This window comes from Polyangium jinanense (genome assembly GCF_028435365.1).
Window position 1 is genome coordinate 15,063 of the sequence record NZ_JAGTJJ010000051.1, and the last position, 21,647, is coordinate 36,709.

Here is a 21,647-nt window from a genome sequence, read left to right on the forward strand (position 1 = left end):
GCTCGGAACACATCCGCGGTGATCCTCATCGAACTCCCCTTCTACCTAAGCATGTCTCGCCACTGCTCGATGACCTCCGGGAGCGTGGCGGTGTGGAGGCGACCCATTTGATGAAGCTCCCAATCGTCGAGGGTGAGCGGATACATCGCATACACCTCGACCAACCCGCCCGACGGGGTCCGAAACGTGGCGTGCTCTCCGAGCTGCCGCGATGGCGCGACGAGAAGGCCGAACGCGCGCGGCGAACCATGAACGGCCTCCGCCGAGTTGGAAACGACTCCGCCCGCGTCCGGCGCTAAACTACGAGCCAAGATCGCGGTCGATGCCCGCTGGAACATGTAGGCCGGCCATCTTTCGCTCGGGATCCAGTCTTCGGGCAACGACATCACGAATTCAAAGCGCCGCTCCTCTCCCTTTCGCCCTGCCATCGGGAGGAGACTCGCCCCCAAGGTATGCAAAACCCAATGGGGACGACCCTCGCACGGGAGAGCGCCGTAGACGCGCGCCGGGAACGTGAGTCTTCTTACATCTCTTAGCACGAGCTGGCCCCTGCCCAGATGCCGCTCGAAATGGGCAGCCATGGCTGCTCGCAGCTCACTCGGAGTCATCATCGATCAAGCCATCCTTCTCGCGGGCGGGATCGACCTTCACTTGATCTGCGCGGCTATGGTCACGTTGAAGGCCGTCCGGTGGACCTCCCGAGCGAGGCGTTCGGCTTCCTCGGGGGTCAGGGCGTAACCCCGGAACTCTTTGCGCCCTTCGGGCTCGATCACGCCGTCTTCGACGTACACGCATCCATCGCTCCCGAGCGCGAGGAGCTGGAGGCAGGCCCAGCGGAGCAAGCCCCGCGTTCCATGCTTCGCGCGTTCCTCGGCGGTCAGCGCATAGCCGGTGAATACGCGCCTGCCCGCGGGTGGTTCCTCGTCGAATCGGGCGTAAATCGCACCATCGCTCGCGAGCACGAGGTCGGTTTCTATCTCGGCGGGGGGTGTGCGGGGGCGGTTGGTCATGGTGGGGTCTCAGAGGGGGATCCGGAGCTGAACGCGATTTGGAAGCGACGGTGCTTCCGGGATTCTCTCGATGTTGACGATGCCAGCCTTCTCGAGACGGTCCAGCGCCGGCACGAGCAAACCGGAAACCGACACGTCGCACAGGATGTCGCGCAGCCGCGCAAAGGAGACGAAGCCATCGGCATCCGGCCGAATGCGCGAGAGTGCGAAATGCACAACCCCTTCGGCATACGCCTCGGTCCCATGCTTGCGAAGCGACGCGGCGTAGTTTGCGACGTAGACGGAGGCGCGCTGGTACGCCGGATCCGCGCGCATGATTTCGAGAAGAAGCAGCTCCCCGCGCTCGTCGTGACCTACGGCGCCCACGGATACCCGGGTCGCCCTCGCAGAGCGCGGAGGCGGCACAGGTGGCAGGCGATCCGAAAGGCGCGCTCTGCGAACGCGCTCGCGCAAGTCGCGCCAAACGGCACCCGCGATGGCACGGGCGCGGCTCCACGGGGAGGGCGGGTCTGTGATGGTGTCCCGGGGCGGTTCGGAATGGGCGACGGAGACGCGCATTCCGCTCGCGGGGGGCAGGGCCGCGCGATCCATGACGGTTGTCGCGGCGTCGTCGTCATCCATGTCGGGTGCGGCGCTCATCGGTTACCTCTCTCCAGGAAGTCACGCGCGTACGGGGAAACGCCGCGCGGCGCAGTCGCCTCGGATCGGTGACTCTTTCAGTCCCAACGACCGGCAGGAGAGGACGACGGAGGCGCGAAGGTGCCGCCCAGAGACCGCAACGCATCCCCATCGCCCTCTTCTGCGGGTCGTTTATCGTCGGACAAACCCGCCCGAGGCCGAACACGGCGCCTTTTCGTTTACGAGGCCAGGAGGAACCGCGTTCGGCTCGGGACGAGCGAGGGGGCGACGCTCTGTGCCGCACGCCGCGGGCTCGCCGTAGGGGTCAACCACGCGAGGCCGTCGAGAGCGACGTGTCACATCGCCCCCTCACCTACGCTCTTGCCCGGACGCGGCAAACGGTAACCGAATTTTTACTTGGGGAACTCGAACGGCGCGTAGCAGCAGAACGTCACGGCGTCCGTAAGGTCTTCCGAGGCTGTGCCGGTGGGCTCCCCACCCGTCGCGAGGCAGAGGCCAGGAACGTACGCGAGGTCCGTGATCGCCTTGCCCCCAAGCGCGCGGCCCGGCAGGGAGACGTTGGTGCACTGATCGATGACCGAGGAGATCGGGGCGTTGGAGAACTCAGACGAACACGCCGCATCGTCGTAGAGCCGGAGCGAGGCGACACACGCGCTCCCGACGGGGTTACCGCCGCACTCGCACGCCGTGCAGCCACGCGTGTCCACCGGCTGCTCCCCGTAGAGGTGGATGGGCTTGAACTGGTCGTAGTTGCCGGGGCACTTGTCATGTTTTCCCCGGAGCGCGACGCACTGGAGCCACGGGTAGGGGAGATCGTACATGCATCGCCACGTGGCCGGATCGCATGTGCCCTCGCGCTCCTTCGCCTCGCACGCAAGGCCCGTCCAGAGCCACTCGGTGGTCTTGGTCAACGTGGCCGGCTTCGTGATCGACGGGCACGTCTCGCTCGTGGGACCAGGGAGCGGCGAGGCGTAGACGGACTGCGCGCAAGGCTCGCCGCCACAATCAGCCCCCGCCGGCAGGGCGTTCGTGCTCGTGCACGAGCCGTCCCAGCCGACGGGACCGCCGAAAGGGAGCGCAGGCGCTCCGTTCTCCGCACACGTGCCAGCGCGGACCTCGATCGTCTCGGGAAGCTTGGTGCACGAACCTTCGGAGGCCGGGCACGTGCACTCACATGTCGCGGGCGGCGCTTCGAGGTACGCGAAGCGTCGGTATTTCTCGAAGAACTCCACATCATCGCCGTAGCCGCCAAGCTTGCGGGCCTCGTCGCAGTTCGCGGGCGCAAGCTCGCGCGGGCCTAGCCAGAGGAGCATCGGCGTGCGTGGCCAGTCGCCAGCCGACTCGCTGCTCGGCTCGGGGACGCAGCGGCCGGGACACGTGGCGGCCTGCGTCCCATCGTCGCTCGCGTCGCTACTCGTGTCTGTGCCGGAGTCGCTTGCGTCGGTGCCGGCATCGAGCTGGGCGAGGCACTCCTCCGGCGGCAAGCGCGCGTTCGGATCACAGTCGCTCCATGTGGACGTGGGCGGCACACCGCAACCGGAGACCAACGCAAGGATCACGGGAAGTATGCTGCGCATGATTAGAACTCCCACGCTCCAAGGATCGAAGCGCCGACCATGATCGGTGGGGTCTCGGAGACGACACGTGTCCCGACACCAACCAGCACTCCGCCGTTGGACAAACCTAACAACTCCACCGCGCCCTGTACAGAAAAGGAGCGTGCGGGGACAAACCGCGCTCCGAGGCGCCCGCCGATCCCGGGTTTGAACAAGTGATCCGTTCGAGGCTTGAAGGCATCGCTGGAAAACGAGACGTTGACCACCCCGAGATGTCCGATCGCGCACCCGAAGGCCCATCGATAGTGCCCGCACAAGCTCGCGATCCCGCCCGCCGTCATCGCGCTGATCGGCAAGCCCCCGACCCCCGTCGTCAGCCACGCCGCGCGCCCCTCGAGCCCAAGCGATACGTACTCGTTTGCCCTCCAACGGCCTCCCGCCACGACCCCCACGGCCGGCATCCACGACGCCACCCCGAGCACGACGACCGGTCCGCCTCCGATCGACCAGCGTGTCGGCGCGGGCTTCTCCGCCTGCTTGGGGTCCTCGTACCCGAAGGGATCCTCCTGCTTCGTGTAGGTCGGCTCGTCGGAAGCGGACTCGTGTCCAAGCTCGTTCGGTGTCTCCGACGATGAACGGTTCTCACGTGTGAGAAGCCTCGGCTCGCTGTCGAAGTCCGCGATCGGCTTCAACGTCAGCTCGATCCGCATGTCCTCCTTCGGCACCACGCGGAACGTCCTCGCGTCGTCCACGTGCCCCGGGAGGCTCGCGCGCACCTCGTGCTCGCCCACGAGCACGAAGATCGCGAAGGCCGAGAACCCGGATTCGTTCCGCGGCTTGCCGTCGAGCGTGGTCCGCGCGCCCGCGTGGGAGATGATCACGTCGACCCAAGCGCCCTTCGTCCTGACGACCTCGTACGCGTCGGAGAACGTCTTTCGCTCGGCCGGGGTCGTGTTCGCGTGCTTGATCGCGTCGAGGAGCAGCTCCGCCGCGTGCGCGGGCCGGTCGTGCGCCATGAGCACGCCGAGCCGCCCGGCGACCACCGAATCGTGCCGGATCGCCAGCGCTTCCGCGTACGCAGCCGCCGCGTCGTAGAGACGCCCCTGCGCGCGCTCGCGATCTCCCTTCGCGACGTGCGCCGCGAACGCGCTCTCCCGCGCCGCTAGCGCGAGTGAGTCGGCGTGAACGAACTGCGGCCCCTCGCCCCGCGCGGGCGAGGCGAGAGCGACGACGAGCACGATCGGGGCGAGACGCGCGCGCACGCTCTACGGATACGGCATCCGGCGTCGGGCGAGAAGGAGCTACCGCACGTCGACGAGCGTGATCGCGGGGAGCTTGAACTTGATCTCCTTGCGTTTCGTGTGGGCGTTTGACCGCGGCGCGGGCTCGGGCGTCGGTGCGCTCCCAAGCAGGGCTTCCTGCGGCTCGATCGCTGGTTCATCGAGCGCGGCGTCACTCGCGATCGAGAGCTTCGCCGCGCTCGCATTGACCTCGCGTGCGACGCCGACGTACGCGGCCGTGGGCGCTTCGTCGTGCGGAAAAAGCAGGAGCAGAGCTGCCATGATCACGCTCGCCACGTGCCCGAGCATCGGCGCGGCCCTCTGCACGAGGAGAGCGAGCGGCCCGCTCGGCGGCATCGGGGGCACGACGCTGTAGTACGCGTCGCGGAAGTCGCGCATCTCTCTGCGGAGGTATCGGCGCACGCGCAGCGCGCGCATCTTCACCGCGTTCTTCGAGATCCTGAGTTCCTTGCGAGCTTCATCGAGCGTGTACTCTTCGAGGTAGACGAGGAAGAACACCTCGAACAAGACGTCGGGCATCGCGTCGACCGCCGCGTAGAGGCGTTGCCGCGCTTCGCCGAGCTGCGCGTTCACGTCGGGCGAGGGGCCGGGGGCAAATGCTTCCACCGCGGCCATGGGCTCCGTCACGATCACCTTGCTGCGACGACGCACCGTCCGCCGATGGCGCCGGTACACATTGTTCGCGATGCCCATCGCCCAGCGCCGCAGCTCTCCGTCGGAGCGGTAGGTGTGCAGACTGCGGACGCCGCGGATCAACGTGTTCTGCGCCAGATCATCGGCGTCGGCGCGCCCGCAGCGGAGACGCGCGAAGCGCTGGACGAGGTCCGGACGAAGGGCGAGGAGTTCGGCGAGAGGATCAGGTTGGTTCAGTTTCTTCCCCACACTCGCCTCTTGCCCGCAGCGGGAGAACGGTAACCGAAAATCGACCCGGCTCGCTCCGCCGAACCTAACGTGAGATCCCTTTGTCAGGTAGGATGCGTTCCGCTGCACTGTCGACGTCAGAAACCCGACGCACGGTGACCCATACCACGGTCCGATTCTTGCGCATCTAAGGCCATAGGACGCACAATGTCCTACGCGAAGCACGCTTCGCACTTCTATCCTTGACGGTCAGCATGTCGGTCGGACAACCTGCCGCCTATCCAGGCTCTCCGTATCTCCGGAGAACCTGTACGTAGGGGTCAGGGCAATGAATATCCTCCTTTCGATTGAGGGGGCGGGTGAGCTATTGCGTGGTGTTCGCCTCTCCGGCTCCGAAGGTGTGTCCGAGCTTTTTCGATTCGAGATCGACGTCGTTCGCGGCTTTCCGATGCAGGGAATCGTCGGCGGGTTGCTCGACAAGCTGGGCGTCGGGTCCCTCCCGGTCAATCCGTTGTCCATCGCGCAGACGATCCACGCGGCCATGGCCAATCATGCCGGCCAAACGGCGAGCCTGACGTTCGATACGGGCGAGAGCACGCGGACAGTTCGCGGCATGATCGCCGAGTTCGTGCAGTTCGACGACGGGAAGACGGGGACCGCGTACAGGGCCGTGCTCGTCCCGGAGGTCGCGCGACTTCTCCATCGCAAAGACAACCGAATCTTTCAGGAGAAGTCCGCGCCCGAGATCATCGCCGCGGTGCTCAATTCTGCTGGCATCCGTGGCGGCAGCTATCGCTTCGCGCTGGGAAAGGATCGGCCGCGCCGGGATTATTGTGTACAGTACCGGGAGACCGATTGGGCCTTCGTCTCGCGGCTCCTCGAAGAGGAGGGCATCCATTACTTCTTCGACGAGGACAGCGTCCTCGTGATGGCTGACGGGCCCACGGCACACGCGCCGATCTCCGGAGGAACGCTCGCCTTTCGTGCACCGCTTGGCGCCATGGCGCATGGGGAGCACGTGTCCAGGTTCGCATGGGCGGAGCGCGTGTGCTCCGGCAAGGTCACGCTGCGGGATTACGAGTTCAGGAACCCCGCTCTCTCGCTCGCAACCGTGAAGAAGTCCGACGATGACGCGGAGCTGGAGGTCTACGAGTACCCGGGGCGCTACGAAACGCCGGAGCGCGGCGCGGAAATCGCGGCCATGCAGATCGAGGAGCTGCGGACTCGAGTCCGAAGCGGGACGGGGGACAGCGATTCGTGCCGACTGGTTCCTGGTAAGACGTTTCTTCTCATGGACCACCCTGACGACCGCATGAACGGCGCCTACCTCGTGATGCGCGTCGAGCATCGCGGAACGGCGCCGATCCCTGACTCGATCTTGGCTGGCGGGGAATCCTCCTATGAAAATGGCTTCGAGGTGGTGGGCGCGGACGTGAGGGTTCGTCCTGCTCGCACGACTCCCCGGCCCGTCGTCTCGGGGCCGCAGACAGCGTTCGTCGTGGGGCCCGGAAAGGAGGAGCTGCACACGGACGCCTACGGCCGCGTCAAAGTGCAATTCCATTGGGATCGGCAGGGAAAGAAGGACGAGCGTAGCTCGTGCTGGCTTCGCGTCATGCAAGCGTCAGCCGGCGCGGGCTGGGGCGCGCAGTTCTTGCCGCGCGTCGGGCACGAGGTCGTCGTGGCGTTCCTGGAGGGCGACCCCGATCGGCCCTTCGTCATCGGGAGCCTGTACCACGCCGCGAACGTGCCGCCGTACGCGCTCCCGCAGCAGAAGACGCGGAGCGGGATCCGCACAAAGACATTCGGCGGAGACGGGCATAACGAGATCCGCTTCGACGACGCTACGGGAGCGGAGGAGCTGTATGTACACGCGCAGCGCGATTACAACGAGGTCGTGGAGCACGATCGCGCCACGGTGGTCCGCGGCAAGCGGACGCAAACCGTGGATGGTGACGATGCCGAGCACGTGCGTGGAAATCACGCCCTCACGGTGGATGGCAGCCAGCACGTCCACGTTCGCGGCAATCACCGGACGATCATCGACGGCGACGAGCCGAAGCCCGGAGGCGTCCGCGGGGGCGCCGTCACTGTGCGCGGGAATTACGCGCTCGACACGTCGGATACGGTGCGCGTTCAGGCTCCCACGTCGATCCGGCTGGAATGTGGCGGAAGCTTTGTGCTGATCGAGCCCGGGAAGATCACAATCACGGCGGGTGGTGGCGCGACGCTCGTGCTCGATCCGAATGCGCTCCTGCAATCGGCCGCGGGCTCCCGCGTCTTCCTCGACGCGAACGCGCTCGCCAAGGCAACGGGCGGCGCGGAAGTGCTGCTCGATGCGAACGCCTGCGCGAAGTCGGCCGCGGGTAGCCAGGTCCTGCTTGACGGCAACGCCTGCATGTCGTCGACCGGCGGGAGCACCGTCCTTCTCGACGGAAACGCGACAATGAGCAGCCCTGCCGAGGCGACGATGTGCGGCAGCACCGCGACGGTCTCGGGTAGCGCAGCGGCGATCCTCTCGGGACCGGGCGGCGTCGTCGCAGCGGACGGCGGCGGAGTCGCGTCATCCGGGGGCAAGGTGGACGTGAGCGGCGGCGCGTTCAACGTAGCCGCGGGCATTGCCAGCGTGAATTGAGGGGGCGCCATGTTTAAGAGCATCACCGATCCCCTCGTCCGCGTGGCCGAGGCGATCCAGACGTTCATTGCCGAGCCGGAGCTGCGGATGCTGCATGTCACGACGTCGGATCCCATCCGGATCTCGGCGCTCGAACACATCGCCGCGGCGGAGCATCACCAGGAAAATCTGTGCCCGTTCGTCTTTCTCGAAGCACCAACCGAGGCGACAGATGACGGGTGGGAGATCCGCAGCGAGGAGCTGCGGGCCGACCTGGACGAGATCGCGGAGCTGCACGAGAAGGCCGGCGAAGGCGTTACAGTCCGTGCCATGCCCGGCGAATCGTGCGCGCCGTCCGCGCTGGGGCGCTTCGGTTTGGAGCTGCGCGCGGCCCTCGGCTGTCTCGGCGCCCCGCTCACGGGGCTCGTGGTCGTGCTCTCGCCCGTTTGGGTGCGCGATGCGAAGCAGTGGATGGAGGACGTCGCCGCGCTCGTCGAGCGCCGGGAGCTTGCGCGCGTTCGGTGGGTTATCGTCGACTTGGACGAACCCATTTGCGCGCCCGTCGCCGAGAAGCTCGGCAAGGCAGCGCTCGTCGTGGATGCGCGGCTCGACACCGGGGAGGTGCAACGCGACGTCGAGGCTATGCTCTCGGCGGCGGCATCGGCTCCCCCGGGGGCCGATGGGATGCGGATCGCGGGTATGGCCGGCCCGGATGAGGCTCCGCCTACGCACAAGGTCCGGACTCCGCCGCTTACGCCGCAGCAAGCTCGCGTGATTGCGGAGGGTCGGGAGAAGGCCCGCGCCGAGGCAATCGAGAAAGGAACTCCCGAGGCACTTCTGCGGCCCGAGCCCATGCGCGATCTTCGAGGGTTCGTCATGGGTGCGGCGGGGGCCATGATCAAGGGTGACGCATCGCGGGCGGTGGCCTTCATGCGCGAGGCAAAGGCGCTCTGTCGCACGGCGGGGCTCGGGAAACTCGCCGTGATGATGGGGCTCGTCATGGGCGGCTTTGCGATGCAGGCACGCGCGCCGGATACCGCGGCGGCCATCTTCCGCGAGGCGCGCGCGGAGGCCGACGCGGCGGAGCTGCCGGCGCTCTCCGCCCAGGCGCAGCTCGCGGTCGGCTCGGGCCTGCTCGCGGCGGGCAAGGCCAGCGAGGCGGCGCTCGCGTTCGCGGAGGCCGGGCAGCTCGCCGCGGCGCAGGGGGAGCGGATGTTCGCGATCGAGGCGTATCGCATGGCCGGGCAGGTCCTCGTTTCACAGCAAGATTTCGAGCACGCCGCAGGGGCATTCTGGCGGGCGGTGCAGATCGCGAGCGACGGCGAGCCGGAGGAGTGGCGCTTGTCGAGTGGGCCGGAAGCGGCGCGCGCGCTGGGGCGGATCTTCCGTGAGCATGGCAGCGCGGACCGAGCGGACTGGCTCGAGCGCGTGGCGGTCGAAATGGAGACAATGGGCGAGAGCGAGGCGGATATGCCGTCGATGGAGACGACCGATGCTTGTCGCGACGCAGTTTGACCCCGTCCTCGGGCTCGATTTCCACATGGTCGGTGTACCTGCTCCGCCGGCTCCGGCGCCGGTCCCGACGCTCGTGCCGATGGCGTATGTCGGCATGGTGTTCGATCCGGTCGGGGTCGTGGTGTCGGCGGCGATCGGAATGGCTGCGGGGGCTGGGCCGGGGCTCGTGCTCGTCAATGGTATGCCTGTAGCGAATACGGGCACGCTCGGGACCAACCTGCTCACGATGCCCCACGTGCCTGCGCCGGGCGTGACGTTTTTGCCGCCCACGGGGCCCGGGAATGATGCCGAGTTGATGTTCGGATCGCTGGGGGTCACGTTCGGCGGGAGCCTCGCCGTGCGCCTCGGGGATCTCGCGCTGTCGTGCAGCGATCCCGTCCGTTTGCCGACGAGCGTCGTGCTTGCGGTGCCGAAGGGCGCGCCCGTGCTCGTGAATCGGCCGATGGTGCCGGATGTAAAGGCGATTGCGTTTGCTGCCGGGATCAAGGCCACGCTGCGCGCTCTCGGGGCCGTGGTTCGGGCGGGTGGAAAGCTGTTCCGGAAGCTGCGGGCTGCGCAGCGGCGCAGCGGGAAGTGGGCTCGAATCAGCCAAGGGCTGCGCCAGGCCGTCGATCATATCGCGCCGCGGCGCTATCGCGACCGTATTCACACGGCCATTTGCTTCGCCACGGGGCATCCCGTGGATGTCGCGACGGGGCGCATGTTCACGGAGAAGCGGGATCTAGAACTGCCGGGGCCGCTGCCGCTCGTGATCGAGCGGATCTACTCGTCGTCGCGGTCGTGGCGGGATGGTCCTCTCGGGTATGGGTGGTCGCATAGCCTCGATCAGGCGGTGTGGTGCGAGCGGGGCAAGGTCGTGTACCTGGCGGAGGACGGGCGCGAGATCGAGTTTCTGCTCGGCCATCTCCCCGATCGCATGATCAGGTCGGGTCAGAGCGTGTACGAGCCGACCAACCGGCTGACGTTGAAAGCTCGCCGCGGGAATCGGTTCGAGATCGAGACGCGCGACGGGCTCGTGCTGCACTTCGCGCGGGTGAAGGATGCGGCGGACCCCACGCGTGCCCGCCTCCAACGGATCGCGACGAGGGATGGCATCACGATCGAGTGTGAGTACGACGAACGGGGCAGGCTTTCGCGGGTGACCGATAGCGGTGGGCGGACGCTTCGATTGGGGTACGACGGCAACAATCGGCTCCGCGAGATCAAGGTGCCGCATCCACGCGAAGGATGGGTGCGTCACGTAAAGTATGAGGTCGACGAACAGGGCAACCTGGTGCGTGTGGTCGATGCGCTTGGACACGCGGAGACGTACACGTACAATGGGCACCTCCTGGTGAAGGAGACCGATCGCACGGGGCTGTCGTTTTACTTCCAGTACGACGGGCTGAACGAATATGCGAAGTGCGTGCGGACGTGGGGGGACGGCGGCATTTACGACCACGTCATCCGCTACGACGAACGCAACCGAAAGACGTTCGTGGACGACAGCCTCGCCAACCTTCGCGTGTTTCAGCGCGACGAGCTGGGGAACGTCGTGGAAGTGACGAACCAGCAAGGGAAGATCACGCGATATCGCTACGATCCCGAGAGTGGGCAGGAGTCCGCCGAGGCGGATCCGACGGGACGAGAGGTGCGGCGCGAATTCGACGAGCGCGGCAATTGCGTGGCGGTCATTCGTCCCGATGGAGCGACGGAGCGCATGGAGTACGAGCGCGACCGCGTGGCGCGGTACGTGAACCCATGCGGCGCGGAGTGGCGCTGGCGATACGACGGCGCGGGGCGGGTGCGCGCGGCGGTCAACCCGCTCGGCGAGGAGACGCGATACCGCTGGAAGCGAGGGCTGCTTCGCGAGGTCGTGGACCCGATGGGGGGGCGGCTTGCAGTCGAGTATGACGACGCGAAGAACATGCGGAGCATTCGTTACCCGAACTGGGGCGAGGAGAAGCTCGTCCACGACATCCTGGGCCGTGTGGTCGAGCATCGCGACGCTCGCGGCAGCGTCACGAGGTACAGGTACGACGCGCTCCGGTTGGTCGAGGTCGAGGAGCCCGACGGGAACCACCTGCGGCTCAAGTACGATCCCGAGGGAAACCCGATCGAGGCCAAGGACCACACGCGGCACGTGCGGTTTGGCTACACCGGGTTCCATCACCTCGCGCTGCGCGAAGAGGCGGGCGAGGCGGTTCGTCTGCGGTACGATACCGAAGGGCAACTGATGGCGATCGAGAACGAGGCCGGCGAGATCCACACGCTCACGCACGACGCGTGCGGGCGTGTGATCCAAGAGATCGGCTTCGACGGGAGCTGTCTGCGGTACGTGTACGACGCGGGCGGCGTGCTTGTGAAGAGCATGCAGCCGAGTGGGCGCGCGGTCGTGTTCGAGCGTGATGCGCTCGGGCGCGTGACGTGTGTTCGTTACCCGGATGGCACGGCGGAGCGTTTCGCGTACCGCGCGGATGGTGCGCTCATCGAGGCCGAGAATGACGCCGCGTGTGTCAGGTTCGAGCGTGACGCGCTCGGGCGCGTGGTGCGCGAGCTGCAAGGGCCGCACGTCGTCGAGAAGCGCTACGACGCGCGGGGCCTGGTAGCCGAGGTGTCGTCCTCGCTCGGCTTCGATGGGGCGTTCCTGCGTGACGCCATGGGCGAGCTCGATGCGATCTCGCTCGGCACGGGCGTTGATCGGTGGCGCATGTCGATCACGCGCGACGCGGCGGGGCTCGAAGCCGAGCGGCGGCTGCCTGGTGGGATCGCGGTGCGGACGCGGCGCGATCGGATCGGGCGCGTCGCCGAGGCGTCGATGCTCGATGGCGGTGAGGAGCTGCGGCGCGTCGCGTACACGTGGGAGCCGGGATCGCTCTTGAAGGAGCGCGACGATTCGCGACGCGGGCTCACGCGGTACTTCCACGACAGGCGCGCACGACTCACCGCTGCGACCGAGCCCGGGGGACGCGTGCGCTGGCGGCGGCCGACGGTGACGGGGAACATTCAGCAGGCGATGGAGGGGGAGCCCCAGACGTACAAGAAGGGCGGTGTCCTCGTCGCGGCGGATGGCGTGACGTACGAGTACGATCGCGACGGGAACCGGTCGGCGAAGGTGTGGCCGGACGGAAGGCGCGAGAAGTACACGTGGAACGCCGCGGGGCAGCTCGTCGCGGTAACGAAGCCGGACGGCTCGATCGTGAGGTTCCAATACGACGCACTCGGGCGCCGGGTAAAGAAGACCTCGGGCGCGGAGGAGCGGATGTGGATCTGGGATGGCGACGTCCTGCTGCACGAGCTTTCCACGAAGGAAGGGCCGATCGCGTGGGTGTTCGAGCCGGGGACGTTCACTCCGGCGGCGAAGGTGCAGGGGCTCAGGCGGTGGGCGATCGTCACGGATCAGGTGGGCGCTCCGTGCGCGGTGTTTGATGAGTGGGGCGGGGTCGCGTGGCAAGGCGAGGTCGATGTCTATGGGAAGGCGTCGGCCGATGTGGAGAAGACCGCGGTTCCGTGGCGGTTTCCGGGGCAGTACGAGGATGCCGAGACGGGGCTATTCTACAATCGGCTCAGGTATTACGACCCGCAGACGGGGGCGTATATCAGTAAGGACCCGATTGGTTTGCTGGGCAGTCTCGGGTTGTATTCCTACGTCGAGGATCCTTATGCGTGGATCGACCCCTTGGGGCTCCACCCAATCGATAAGCTCACGCGCCAGACCCGCGCCCTCACGGACGACGAGATTTTTGATCACCTCTGGGACCGCCACGCCCATGAGCTTCTCGGGCGCCCCGTATCGAAAGGAAGAGACATCGCGGAGCTTCGCCAGACTCTCGATCAGCTCAGGAGGAGCAATTACACGTTCCGGCATAAGCTGGGAGCAACAGAGGTGATTGGTCATTTGGCGACCCTGCGCGGAAGGAAGGCCGCGATCTTCTTCTTCGCCGATGGCCCATACGTCGGACAGGTTGCGTCCGCGTTCTTCCTGAAGAAGCACCAAATCGCACGGATCGTGCCCAGGATGAGCAAATGTGGCCCCTGAACGATACAGCACAGGAACGCCAGTCATGACAGAGGACGCAGTCATAAGCCTATGGTGCCCAGATTGGATCGATGCAACCGGCGTGGATGCGGTTGCAACATGGTTGGAAGCCAAGAAACCACCATGGCGCCGAGCAGCCGCGCGTGGGATCGACGAGAATGAGTTTGATGCCGCGTTCGACGTCATACAAGGATCGGGGCACGCACGCCCTATGCAGGATCCGTCCGGAATACGAGGTGGCTTACTGCCTATACAGATCGAGCTATCGCGACTCCGAGCTGGGCACTCGGGCCCGATGGAATCTCGGGTGATCGAATTCGGAGCTAGCACGATACCTTGCGAACTGGGACTTCATTCCGTCGACATCCGCTACAAGATGCCGCCAGACGCATTCGAGGGGCGCCGACCACACCCAGCTATTCGCGAGATGATCGACGAATTCAAAGTCGTGTATTCGAGATTTCCACTGATATGGGCGCTCTGCTTTGGGTTCGGCCGAGGGCCGTCTGTTGCAGAAGTGTGTCGTCACTCCGGACCGCGCTTCACCCCTGGAATGGCCTATTTTCCGAAAGCAGACGTTTCATTGTCGCTTGATTGGACCAATGTTCCGGGCGTGGTGGTTCAGGACGTGGGGGCGGGATGGGAAATCGCCTTGACCTCGCCGTTCGGTGGACATGATCCGCCACTCCATCGCTCTGAAAACGACGGCCTCGCAGACACTATGCGAAGGCTTGCAATCAGGCATGCCCCCTGGGAGGTTATCGGCAAATACTGCCGATCGTGAGCGACGCCACCGGCCCCACGCTCGGCGCCCCCCGGCTCGATGGCGAAGGACGTCGCAGGTTTTGCTAATGCGTCAGGCGGGACCATTCTTGTGGGTGCAGTAGAAGATGCGCGCGTCGGCAAACGGGTCAGCTACCAGCCCGTATCTGACACTGAAGCACGAAGCGTCCGCAGAGCATACGAAGAGGCGGTCCGAGATTGGTGCTCTCCGGCGCCTATTGTTGCGGTCGAAGAACTTCGACTAGGGAATGGTGGTTTCATGGTTGCGGTGAATGCATGGCCGGCGATTGCTACGGTGATCGGTGTGAGGGTCAAGGGGGATGGTGCCGCCGACAAAAACAGCGGGCGCCGTCTGGAGTCTGTCGGATCGAAGGAAGGCGTGGATGCCTCGGGCACTTTAAATAAGGCCTTCCCGCGCTACAGCGCCGAAAGCGTCCCGCGGCGGGCAGGGCCGCGTCGGTGGCGAACGCCTCCCGGGTGAACCAGAAAAAGCTTGACATTCCCGCCGCGATCCCGTTGGCGGTCGAAGGCCATGCCTAAGCTACCCCCACGGCGGTGTGCGCGTGCCCGCGTTCTTCCTGACGATCCGTTCTGCGGATGCAACATGGATCATCGGGATATCGGATCGGATTCACAATGTCCGCCCCGCTAACCAAGGCTGTTCGCGCGTGCAGTCTTCCTGCTCGGCGCGTGCTCCGGTACGGTGTTCGTTTATGGCGTGCTCGATCTGCGGCCAGCAAGGCCACAACCGCTCAACGTGCGCACGACGACGTGCGGAGGCTGCGCAATGGGCGCAAACGCAAGAGATGTTGAAAGGTTGTGCGTTGCCTCTTGTAGCTTGCGCGGGGCTTGGCGGTGTTTGCCTTTTCGCGCTTTGCGTAGGGGTCGCGGTGTCGTCGCAATCGCCCGAGAGTTCGATTGCTCAACCGATCGGCCCCGAGATACGCGAACAGCTCGCGATGATCGAAGCGCAACGGCCGCGTAGCGTGGGGCCAGCATCACGCTCACCTGCACGCCCCCAGCAAGTTCGCCCATCAATGGGAGAAGCCTCGACCCGCGACGTCAGGCTCGTCGCCCGCGCCTTCTGGGGTAGGTCCAGCAATCGCTCCCGACTCTTCGGGGGAATCGGCTGCTCCTCCGCGTGAGGAGCGCCCCCGAACAATCGACGGGAACCTATAGGTCGTGCTCGGATTCGTCGTCAGCACGAAAGGGCGCCGCCTCACGGCGGGGATCGGCCTCGGGGCAGCGGCTCGTGGAACGTCAAGCGCGACGGAGAACTTCGCGCCGACGAGCTGCTCGCGGCGGTCCGCGCCGGGGTCGCTATCGTCTCCGGCACGGGCAGCGCGCCGGAGGCGGGGCCCGAGGTCGCCCCGGTGATCAACGTCGGCATGGCGACCGGAAGGGCCACGAGATGCGCGGGAGCCGCGGGAGCCACCGGAGCAACGGGCGACACCGGCTCACGCGGCAAGGGCGCGGCAACGGCGGGAGGCGGCGGAACCGGCGGCGTTGGGTCCCGCCCGATGCCCGACCTGGCCGCGGTGCTCCGCCACGGCCGTGCCGCCAACGGCATCCGTCGCGCGCACCTGGGGCACGCGCGCTCAACGCGGGCCGTCGCCACGGGCGCGGGGACGGCGGGCGGCTCGGCGCCCGCGGGCGTGGGGACCGGCAGCTCGTCGCGAGAGGGCATCTCGGCGCGCCCCTGTGCCGCTGGCGCGGGGATGGGCGGCTCGGGAACGTGTGCCGGCGGGGCCGGCTCGGGGGCCCGAGGCGCCCTTGCCGCGGGGACCGCGGGGACGGGCGCGGGGACCATCGGCGATGGTGCCGCGGGCGGCGACGGTACCGCGGGCTTGGGTCGAGATTCGATCAGCATGCCACCGACGGCTGACGCCAAAATCTCGCCGAACGCCTCGTTTGCTGGCGAATAGGCGAACGTGTTCACGTCGATGCGCCTGGCACGGCCGCGCGCGACGATGGCGTCAGCCACCGCCCGAACCTTCGGATGCGAGAGCACGCGCTGGCACCTCTCGATCCGACCGCCGAACCCGCGGTTGATGTTCTCCCATTCCGACGGAGTGAGCCCCCGATCCGCGTTCTTCACCGCAAGGGCCGTGTAGACCACGACTTCCGCGCGGAGCGGTATCGGAGGGGCGTCCTGGCACGCGGCCAGAACTTCGCCGACGACGGCCGCCACGAGTTCAGCAGGCACGTCGGATGTCGGAGACAAGGCAAACGTGGCGGCGTTCGCGCCCTTCGCGCGGGAGTACGCGACGATGGCTCCCGCAATGGCGAGCACGCTCGAGTCCATGAGCACACGCTGGCACCTCGCGAACTTCTCGCCGAGCACGAGGTTCAAGTGCTGCCATTCAGCGTGCTTGAGCCCTCGGTCCGCGTGTGTCACTGCCATCAACGTGTACAACGCGAGTTCCGTATGGAGCGATATGGTGGCAAGTGGGGGCGGCGGCAGGGGCGGCACAGGATGCGCAGCGGGCGCAGAAGCCGCAGCCGCAGGACGCGCGGACGGCGCGGGCGTGGGCGCGGGGCACGCCGCAGGACGCGCGGACGGCGCGGGCATGGGCGCGGGGCACGCGGGAGCCGCAGCCGGATCTACCGGGCGTACAGGCGTGGTCGCGGGGGCGGGGCGCGCAGACGGCGCCGGGGATGCCGCCTCGCGTGGGAACCGAAGCATTCCGAGCAGGGTGTCGGCGAGGATTTGGAGACGCTCGTCGTCCTCATACGCGCCCCGGACTCCGGCAAGCCATGCCGGGTCATCCGGGGTGGACACTGGCCTCGGCACGCGCTGCTCGCAGGCTTTGAGGAACGCGCCCGCGAGCAATCCCACACGCTGATCCGCGAGCGTCTCCTGCGCCGCTCGGCGCCATGCCGCGTCCGCGAAGCTGCGCCGGATAGACTCGATCATCGATGCGGGACCGACGTTCGGAACATCGGCAAGACCAGCCGCGAACGCCCCCAGCGCCGTCCCGAGTGCCACGAGATCCGGCGAGGATTCGCAAACACCGATGAGCACGACCGCAGTGCAGACTGCGGAAGGCTGCACCTCTGGTGTTTGCATTGGCAAACCGGGGCGTACGGCGGCGTCGCTCATACCCATACAGAAGCTCCAGCCGACCACTATGCACATTTGGCTTCCCGCGATCCACAAAAATCAGCGGGAAACCGGCGTAGCCTGCTACGTCTGCGCTGGAATGCTCCAAGGCTTCGGGACGAGTTGTTCAAAGCAAACCCACAAAAGCCGAGCAACGTGTCCGAAGTCAGGGAACAGCCCCCTTGTTTCGTCGCATCAAGACGTGAAAAAGCCGCTCAATGTAATCGGTTTTCGACGTATTTTTCGATAGAACGCCGGGGCTCGGCACCTCCCCAGGGCCGGGTCCTGTACTTCAGTTCACCTTTCCCGACACCGCAAGCACCGTGCCCTCCGTGGACAAACCGCAAAATCGCCGTGTTTGAGCCATACCGGGCGGGTGTGCCCCCTTGTTTCACAGGCTCGGGGTCCGAGAAGGGTCCACAAATCGATCCACTTTTTGCTCGTCGGAGCCATGCCTCGGGCCCAGAAAATGTTTCACGGAGCCGGGATCGGTATCGGACTTCACGTTCGCTGCATGCGCAAGAGCCATGCCCTCCGCGGACAGACCTCGAAATCGCCGTGGTTGAGCCATGGGGGCCGGTTCAGCACCCTTGTTTCACAGACTCGGGGGCCATGGAGGGTCCAGAAATCGATCCACTTTTTGCTCGCCGGAGCCATGGCAACGGGCCACGGAAATGTTTCACGATGTGGGGGATTCGCGTACCCTGCAAAATCAGCCTGATTTCGCGGTCCCGCGGCGCCCTGGGGGAGGTGCGGTGCATGCCCTTCGGATCCATGGAAAGCCATGGCTTTTCCATGGCAAGAGCCATCGGGTTCGAGTGGCTCTCCGGCCATGGCTTCCGGGGAACTCCCGAGAGCCGGCCGAGCGCCCCCCGAGAGACCGGCCGAGGATGCGCCGAGGAGTGGGGGCTCGGGCCCGCGCCGACCCAGCATCCGCGCCGTAATACGTTACGTAATACGTGTTGATGTAATGTGAATTATGTATAGAACGCCGCCTCGGGCTTCGATTCCTCTTGGCCCACCGGCGCCAGTTGCGCGAAAACAGCTACACACGCTCCGCCAGGGAGGGGGCCCCTACCTGTATAGTTAGCTATATGACTATATTGCTATGTGACTATACGTATAGCCGGCTATACGTATAGTCGGCTATATATATAGAACTCGACGGCGACCTCGATTTTCCCTTGTCTCGCGTCCCCCACGGGCGGGAGAATCGGATCCACGCAACGGCGCCCCTTCGTGCGCCATGGGAGGGCGGACATGTCCATCGGTGAGTCCCGCAGCCCGGACGGCAACATCACGGCGACCTTGTCGATCCCACGGGGCGTCCTCCAGCTCGTCGCGCCCCCGCCCGAGACCCTCTCGCAATGCAACGTCGAGGCGGTGACGGGCATCCCGCGGCGCGTCTTCCTGGAAGCCATCCGCGCGCCGGACTTCCCGGTCCCCGTCGCGCGGCTCGGGAAGCTTCGGATCGTCAATCGTGCTGCGTTCGTCGCGTGGCTCGAAGACAACGCCCGAAAGCAGATCGCCGCCCCGTCCTCCCCATCGGCCGCGACTGACGCCGCGTCCACCGGCAACACCGCGCCCGCGGAGCACGCGGACGACATTCTCGGCGCCGTCGGCCTACAACCGCGCCCGGCCAGTCCGAGCCGCATGCGAGCGACGAACCGCCGTGCTCGGCGCCTCTGACAACCGCCCGGCCCCCGCGGGTTGTACGGTCGCCTTTGCCTTCTCGCCTCTGCGGCCCGTAGACGGGCCATACCCTCCCTCCCGCGCCGTCCGTTGCTTGACACGTGCCGCGATGCCGTCATGGCCCCGGGGGGCACGACGGGGGAGTCTCCCTCGTGTCTCCCATGGCTCCGCGGAAGGAGCCCAAATCGCAGGGCACGGCCGCTTGGCTGTTCCCTGGATAGTCACTGATTGGAGGAGTCGGACATGCCCAGGTTAGCCACGGGGAACGTTTACGAGCGGCGCGGCAAGTGGTTCGCGCGGCTCACCATCGGAACGAAGAAGCGGCAAAGCTTCATGCTCGAAACATGCAAGGACGAGCGGAGCGCCGTCGCGCGTCAAGCCATCCTCGCGGAGCTGGCCGCGAAGCTCCGCAAATGCGGACGCGACGACATCGCGCCGGACATCATCAAGCGCGCCGCGGTGCGTGACGGGAAGGCATTGGACGAGGTGCGCAAGGCCGTTGACATGATCGCATCGGGACAGGTGGTGCAGAAGAACCTGACGCCGACGATCGAGCAAATTGGCAAGCGGTGGACGAGCGGCGAGCTGGCGGATCTCCATCCTGACCGAGTCAAGCGACGACGAAGTGCCAGGACCAACAGGTACGTGCTCGACAGGTACGTCTATCCAATGGTCGGGGACGTGGCGATCGACAAGTTCACGCTCGACCACGCGGAAGCCGTCATGCGGAGCCTGCCCGCGAGTCTCGCGCCGAACTCGCGGCGCTCCGTCGCGCAACTCGTGTATCGGATCTGCTCGCTGGCGGTCCTTCCTCTGCGCCATATCACCGTGCATCCGCTCCCGCGGGGATTCGTGCCGCGGTATCAGGCAGGAAAAGCGAAGGGGTGGCTCTATCCCGACGAGGATGCGACGTTGCTGGGCTGCACGCAGGTTCCGCTTGAATGGCGCCTGTTCTACGGCTTCCTTCATCGGGAAGGAATGCGCCGCTCGGAGGCCCTCAACACGAGGTGGTCTGACATCAACCTGGACCTCGGGGTGATCGTGCTCGACGTGAACAAGACGGATGAGCCCCGCGCGTGGGCACTATCGCCCGGGGTCGTCGCGGCGTTGCGCGCCTGGCGAGATCACTGCGCGGCGAGAGGCGTGCGCGTCTCAGGGGACGCGCACGTCTTCGTGTACGACGAAGGAAGCCAGAAGGGACAGCGGCTCACCACGAGCGACACGGCCGGCCGGTTCCGTCGACATCTGGAGTTGGCGGGCATTCGCCGGCCGGAGCTGTTCGCGCGGACGGAGACGAGGACGCGGATCCGGCTTCACGACGCGCGGGCCACGTTCGTCACGCTGGCGCTCGCGAACGGACGAACGGAGGCGTGGGTGCAGGACCGAACGGGTCACAAGTCAAGCGAGATGATCAACCGCTACCGGCGTGCCGCACGCACGGCGGCCGAGCTCGGGCTCAAGGAGTGCCGTCCGCTCCATGAGGTGATCCCCGAGCTGGGCTCCCGTCCGATCGACGCGACGATCCCCGAGCAGGCCCGCACGACGGAAAGGGCGGCGGAAAGGGCACCACGCTCGCGGCGCGGAACCCCTCTACCTGTTGAGATCCAGCCAAGATCCGCGGGGTTGGCGGCCCCGGGTCAGGATGATCAGAACTTCTCCCCGAGGCGAGATCGCTACGCGATCTCGCAGAGCGTCGAACAGTCGAACTGTTCGACGCTCTAGCCCTGATCCGCGGACGAGCCCGTGGCGGCGCCCGTCGTGCCCTCCTCCTTGGGCGCCTTCCTCACCGGATCGGCCTGCCACGTGGTGAGGGGCCGCAGGAGCGCGTCGGCGAGCTCCTTGGTGGCTGGCTTCTTGCGCTGCACCGAGCCGAGCACGGCGGTCACGTAATGGCGCAGCGAATCCGTGAGCGCATCGAGGCGGGGGCGCACGACGGCGCGCTCCTCTCCGGGCACGGCGTGCACCATTCCCAGTGCTTTCCCATATTGCTCGTGCACCTCGCGCAGGTGGGCGAGCAGCGGGCCGAGGCCGAGCTTTTCGAGCTTCCCATCGAGGTTTTCCCGCGTGATCGTGTTCAGCTTGGTATCGACGATCCCATACTCGTCGCGCGGCCGCATGTTGATGAAGCCGAGGCCGTCTTCGACGCCGACGTGCGTCCCCACCTCCACGGCGATGTCGCCGAGGTCGAGCTGCCCGCGCACGCGCGACCAGCCGGCGAGAATGAGGATGAGCGCCGCGATGGCGTTGTCCTCCAGCTTGTCGATGGCCCGGACGTCGCCTTGTGCCTGGGGACCGAGCACGTCTTGCAGGGCCGCGCGGTCCTCCTTCACGTCGCCGAGCGCCTCCTCGACGGCTTCCGGAAGAGGGCGCGGATCGCCCTTCTCATCGAGCGCCGCGGCCGTGAGCTGCTGGGCGAGCACCATGGCCTGATTGGCATCGAGACGCGGCAGGGCAATCACTGAGTTGGATTCGAGGAGTCTTGTCATGGCGGGCGACCTTACCAGCCGTCCACACCGGATGTCCATCCCCGTGTGCGTTGGGGGGGACCGCGTGCTCCT

At 66.4% G+C, this 21,647-nt stretch carries 13 protein-coding genes; 5 read left to right on the forward strand and 8 right to left on the reverse strand.

Annotated features, from left to right (window positions below; translation table 11 throughout):
- Positions 1-41: 41 nt before the first annotated feature.
- The 6 genes from KEG57_RS43025 to KEG57_RS43050 all read right to left on the reverse strand — a co-directional run bounded on the left by KEG57_RS43025 (position 42) and on the right by KEG57_RS43050 (position 5,388).
- Entirely contained in the window at positions 42-611 is a 570-nt protein-coding gene (locus KEG57_RS43025) for a suppressor of fused domain protein (RefSeq protein WP_308215665.1), read from the reverse strand.
- A 36-nt stretch (positions 612-647) separates the two neighbouring features.
- A complete protein-coding gene (locus KEG57_RS43030; RefSeq protein ID WP_272459592.1) occupies positions 648-1,010 on the reverse strand; it encodes a hypothetical protein in 363 nt (120 codons plus the stop codon).
- Between the two features lie 9 nt (positions 1,011-1,019).
- Positions 1,020-1,325 (reverse strand): hypothetical protein, encoded by a 306-nt coding sequence (locus KEG57_RS43035; protein ID WP_272459593.1) that lies wholly within the window; start codon positions 1,323-1,325, stop codon positions 1,020-1,022.
- Between the two features lie 716 nt (positions 1,326-2,041).
- Complete coding sequence (locus KEG57_RS43040) at positions 2,042-3,226, reverse strand: hypothetical protein (RefSeq protein ID WP_272459594.1); 1,185 nt, start codon at positions 3,224-3,226, stop codon at positions 2,042-2,044.
- Between the two features lie 2 nt (positions 3,227-3,228).
- Entirely contained in the window at positions 3,229-4,467 is a 1,239-nt protein-coding gene (locus KEG57_RS43045; protein ID WP_272459595.1) for a hypothetical protein, read from the reverse strand.
- 39 nt (positions 4,468-4,506) lie between these two features.
- Positions 4,507-5,388, reverse strand: a complete 882-nt coding sequence (locus KEG57_RS43050; protein WP_272459596.1) for an RNA polymerase sigma factor — start codon at positions 5,386-5,388, stop codon at positions 4,507-4,509.
- Positions 5,389-5,695: 307 nt separating this feature from the next.
- Between KEG57_RS43050 and KEG57_RS43055 the strand changes: the two genes are divergently transcribed.
- The 3 genes from KEG57_RS43055 to KEG57_RS43065 are packed head-to-tail and all read left to right on the forward strand — an operon-like array spanning position 5,696 to position 13,511.
- Entirely contained in the window at positions 5,696-7,999 is a 2,304-nt protein-coding gene (locus tag KEG57_RS43055; RefSeq protein ID WP_272459597.1) for a type VI secretion system Vgr family protein, read from the forward strand.
- Positions 8,000-8,008: 9 nt separating this feature from the next.
- Positions 8,009-9,493: a hypothetical protein gene (locus KEG57_RS43060; RefSeq protein ID WP_272459598.1), complete on the forward strand. Its 1,485-nt coding sequence runs from the start codon at positions 8,009-8,011 to the stop codon at positions 9,491-9,493.
- Positions 9,471-13,511, forward strand: coding sequence for a DUF6531 domain-containing protein (locus KEG57_RS43065; RefSeq protein WP_272459599.1), 4,041 nt, complete (start codon positions 9,471-9,473; stop codon positions 13,509-13,511). Before KEG57_RS43060 ends, KEG57_RS43065 begins: the two co-directional genes overlap by 23 nt.
- Positions 13,512-15,513: 2,002 nt before the next feature.
- Here KEG57_RS43065 and KEG57_RS43070 read toward each other — a convergent pair.
- On the reverse strand, positions 15,514-16,698 hold the full coding sequence (locus tag KEG57_RS43070) for a hypothetical protein (protein WP_272459600.1): 1,185 nt from the start codon (positions 16,696-16,698) through the stop codon (positions 15,514-15,516).
- A gap of 1,959 nt (positions 16,699-18,657) precedes the next feature.
- Between KEG57_RS43070 and KEG57_RS43075 the strand changes: the two genes are divergently transcribed.
- Complete coding sequence (locus KEG57_RS43075; RefSeq protein WP_272459601.1) at positions 18,658-19,086, forward strand: hypothetical protein; 429 nt, start codon at positions 18,658-18,660, stop codon at positions 19,084-19,086.
- A gap of 489 nt (positions 19,087-19,575) precedes the next feature.
- The gene (locus KEG57_RS43080) at positions 19,576-20,811 is read left to right on the forward strand and encodes a tyrosine-type recombinase/integrase (protein WP_272459605.1); all 1,236 of its coding nucleotides are present in this window, start codon (positions 19,576-19,578) and stop codon (positions 20,809-20,811) included.
- On the opposite strand, the gene KEG57_RS43085 is transcribed toward KEG57_RS43080, so the two are convergent.
- Positions 20,808-21,575, reverse strand: a complete 768-nt coding sequence (locus KEG57_RS43085; RefSeq protein WP_272423744.1) for a hypothetical protein — start codon at positions 21,573-21,575, stop codon at positions 20,808-20,810. The two genes, KEG57_RS43080 and KEG57_RS43085, sit on opposite strands and share 4 nt — an antisense overlap.
- Between the last annotated feature and the right edge of the window lie 72 nt (positions 21,576-21,647).

Bases quoted from the DNA above. Each gene is read 5' to 3' on its own strand.
- KEG57_RS43060 (WP_272459598.1), top strand. From the start codon at position 8,009: ATGTTTAAGAGCATCACCGATCCCCTCGTCCGCGTGGCCGAGGCGATC.
- KEG57_RS43030 (WP_272459592.1), bottom strand. From the start codon at position 1,010: ATGACCAACCGCCCCCGCACACCCCCCGCCGAGATAGAAACCGACCTC.
- KEG57_RS43065 (WP_272459599.1), top strand. From the start codon at position 9,471: ATGCTTGTCGCGACGCAGTTTGACCCCGTCCTCGGGCTCGATTTCCAC.
- KEG57_RS43025 (WP_308215665.1), bottom strand. From the start codon at position 611: ATGATGACTCCGAGTGAGCTGCGAGCAGCCATGGCTGCCCATTTCGAG.
- KEG57_RS43035 (WP_272459593.1), bottom strand. From the start codon at position 1,325: ATGCGCGCGGATCCGGCGTACCAGCGCGCCTCCGTCTACGTCGCAAAC.
- KEG57_RS43075 (WP_272459601.1), top strand. From the start codon at position 18,658: ATGTCCATCGGTGAGTCCCGCAGCCCGGACGGCAACATCACGGCGACC.
- KEG57_RS43055 (WP_272459597.1), top strand. From the start codon at position 5,696: ATGAATATCCTCCTTTCGATTGAGGGGGCGGGTGAGCTATTGCGTGGT.
- KEG57_RS43070 (WP_272459600.1), bottom strand. From the start codon at position 16,698: ATGGCAGTGACACACGCGGACCGAGGGCTCAAGCACGCTGAATGGCAG.
- KEG57_RS43040 (WP_272459594.1), bottom strand. From the start codon at position 3,226: ATGCGCAGCATACTTCCCGTGATCCTTGCGTTGGTCTCCGGTTGCGGT.
- KEG57_RS43085 (WP_272423744.1), bottom strand. From the start codon at position 21,575: ATGACAAGACTCCTCGAATCCAACTCAGTGATTGCCCTGCCGCGTCTC.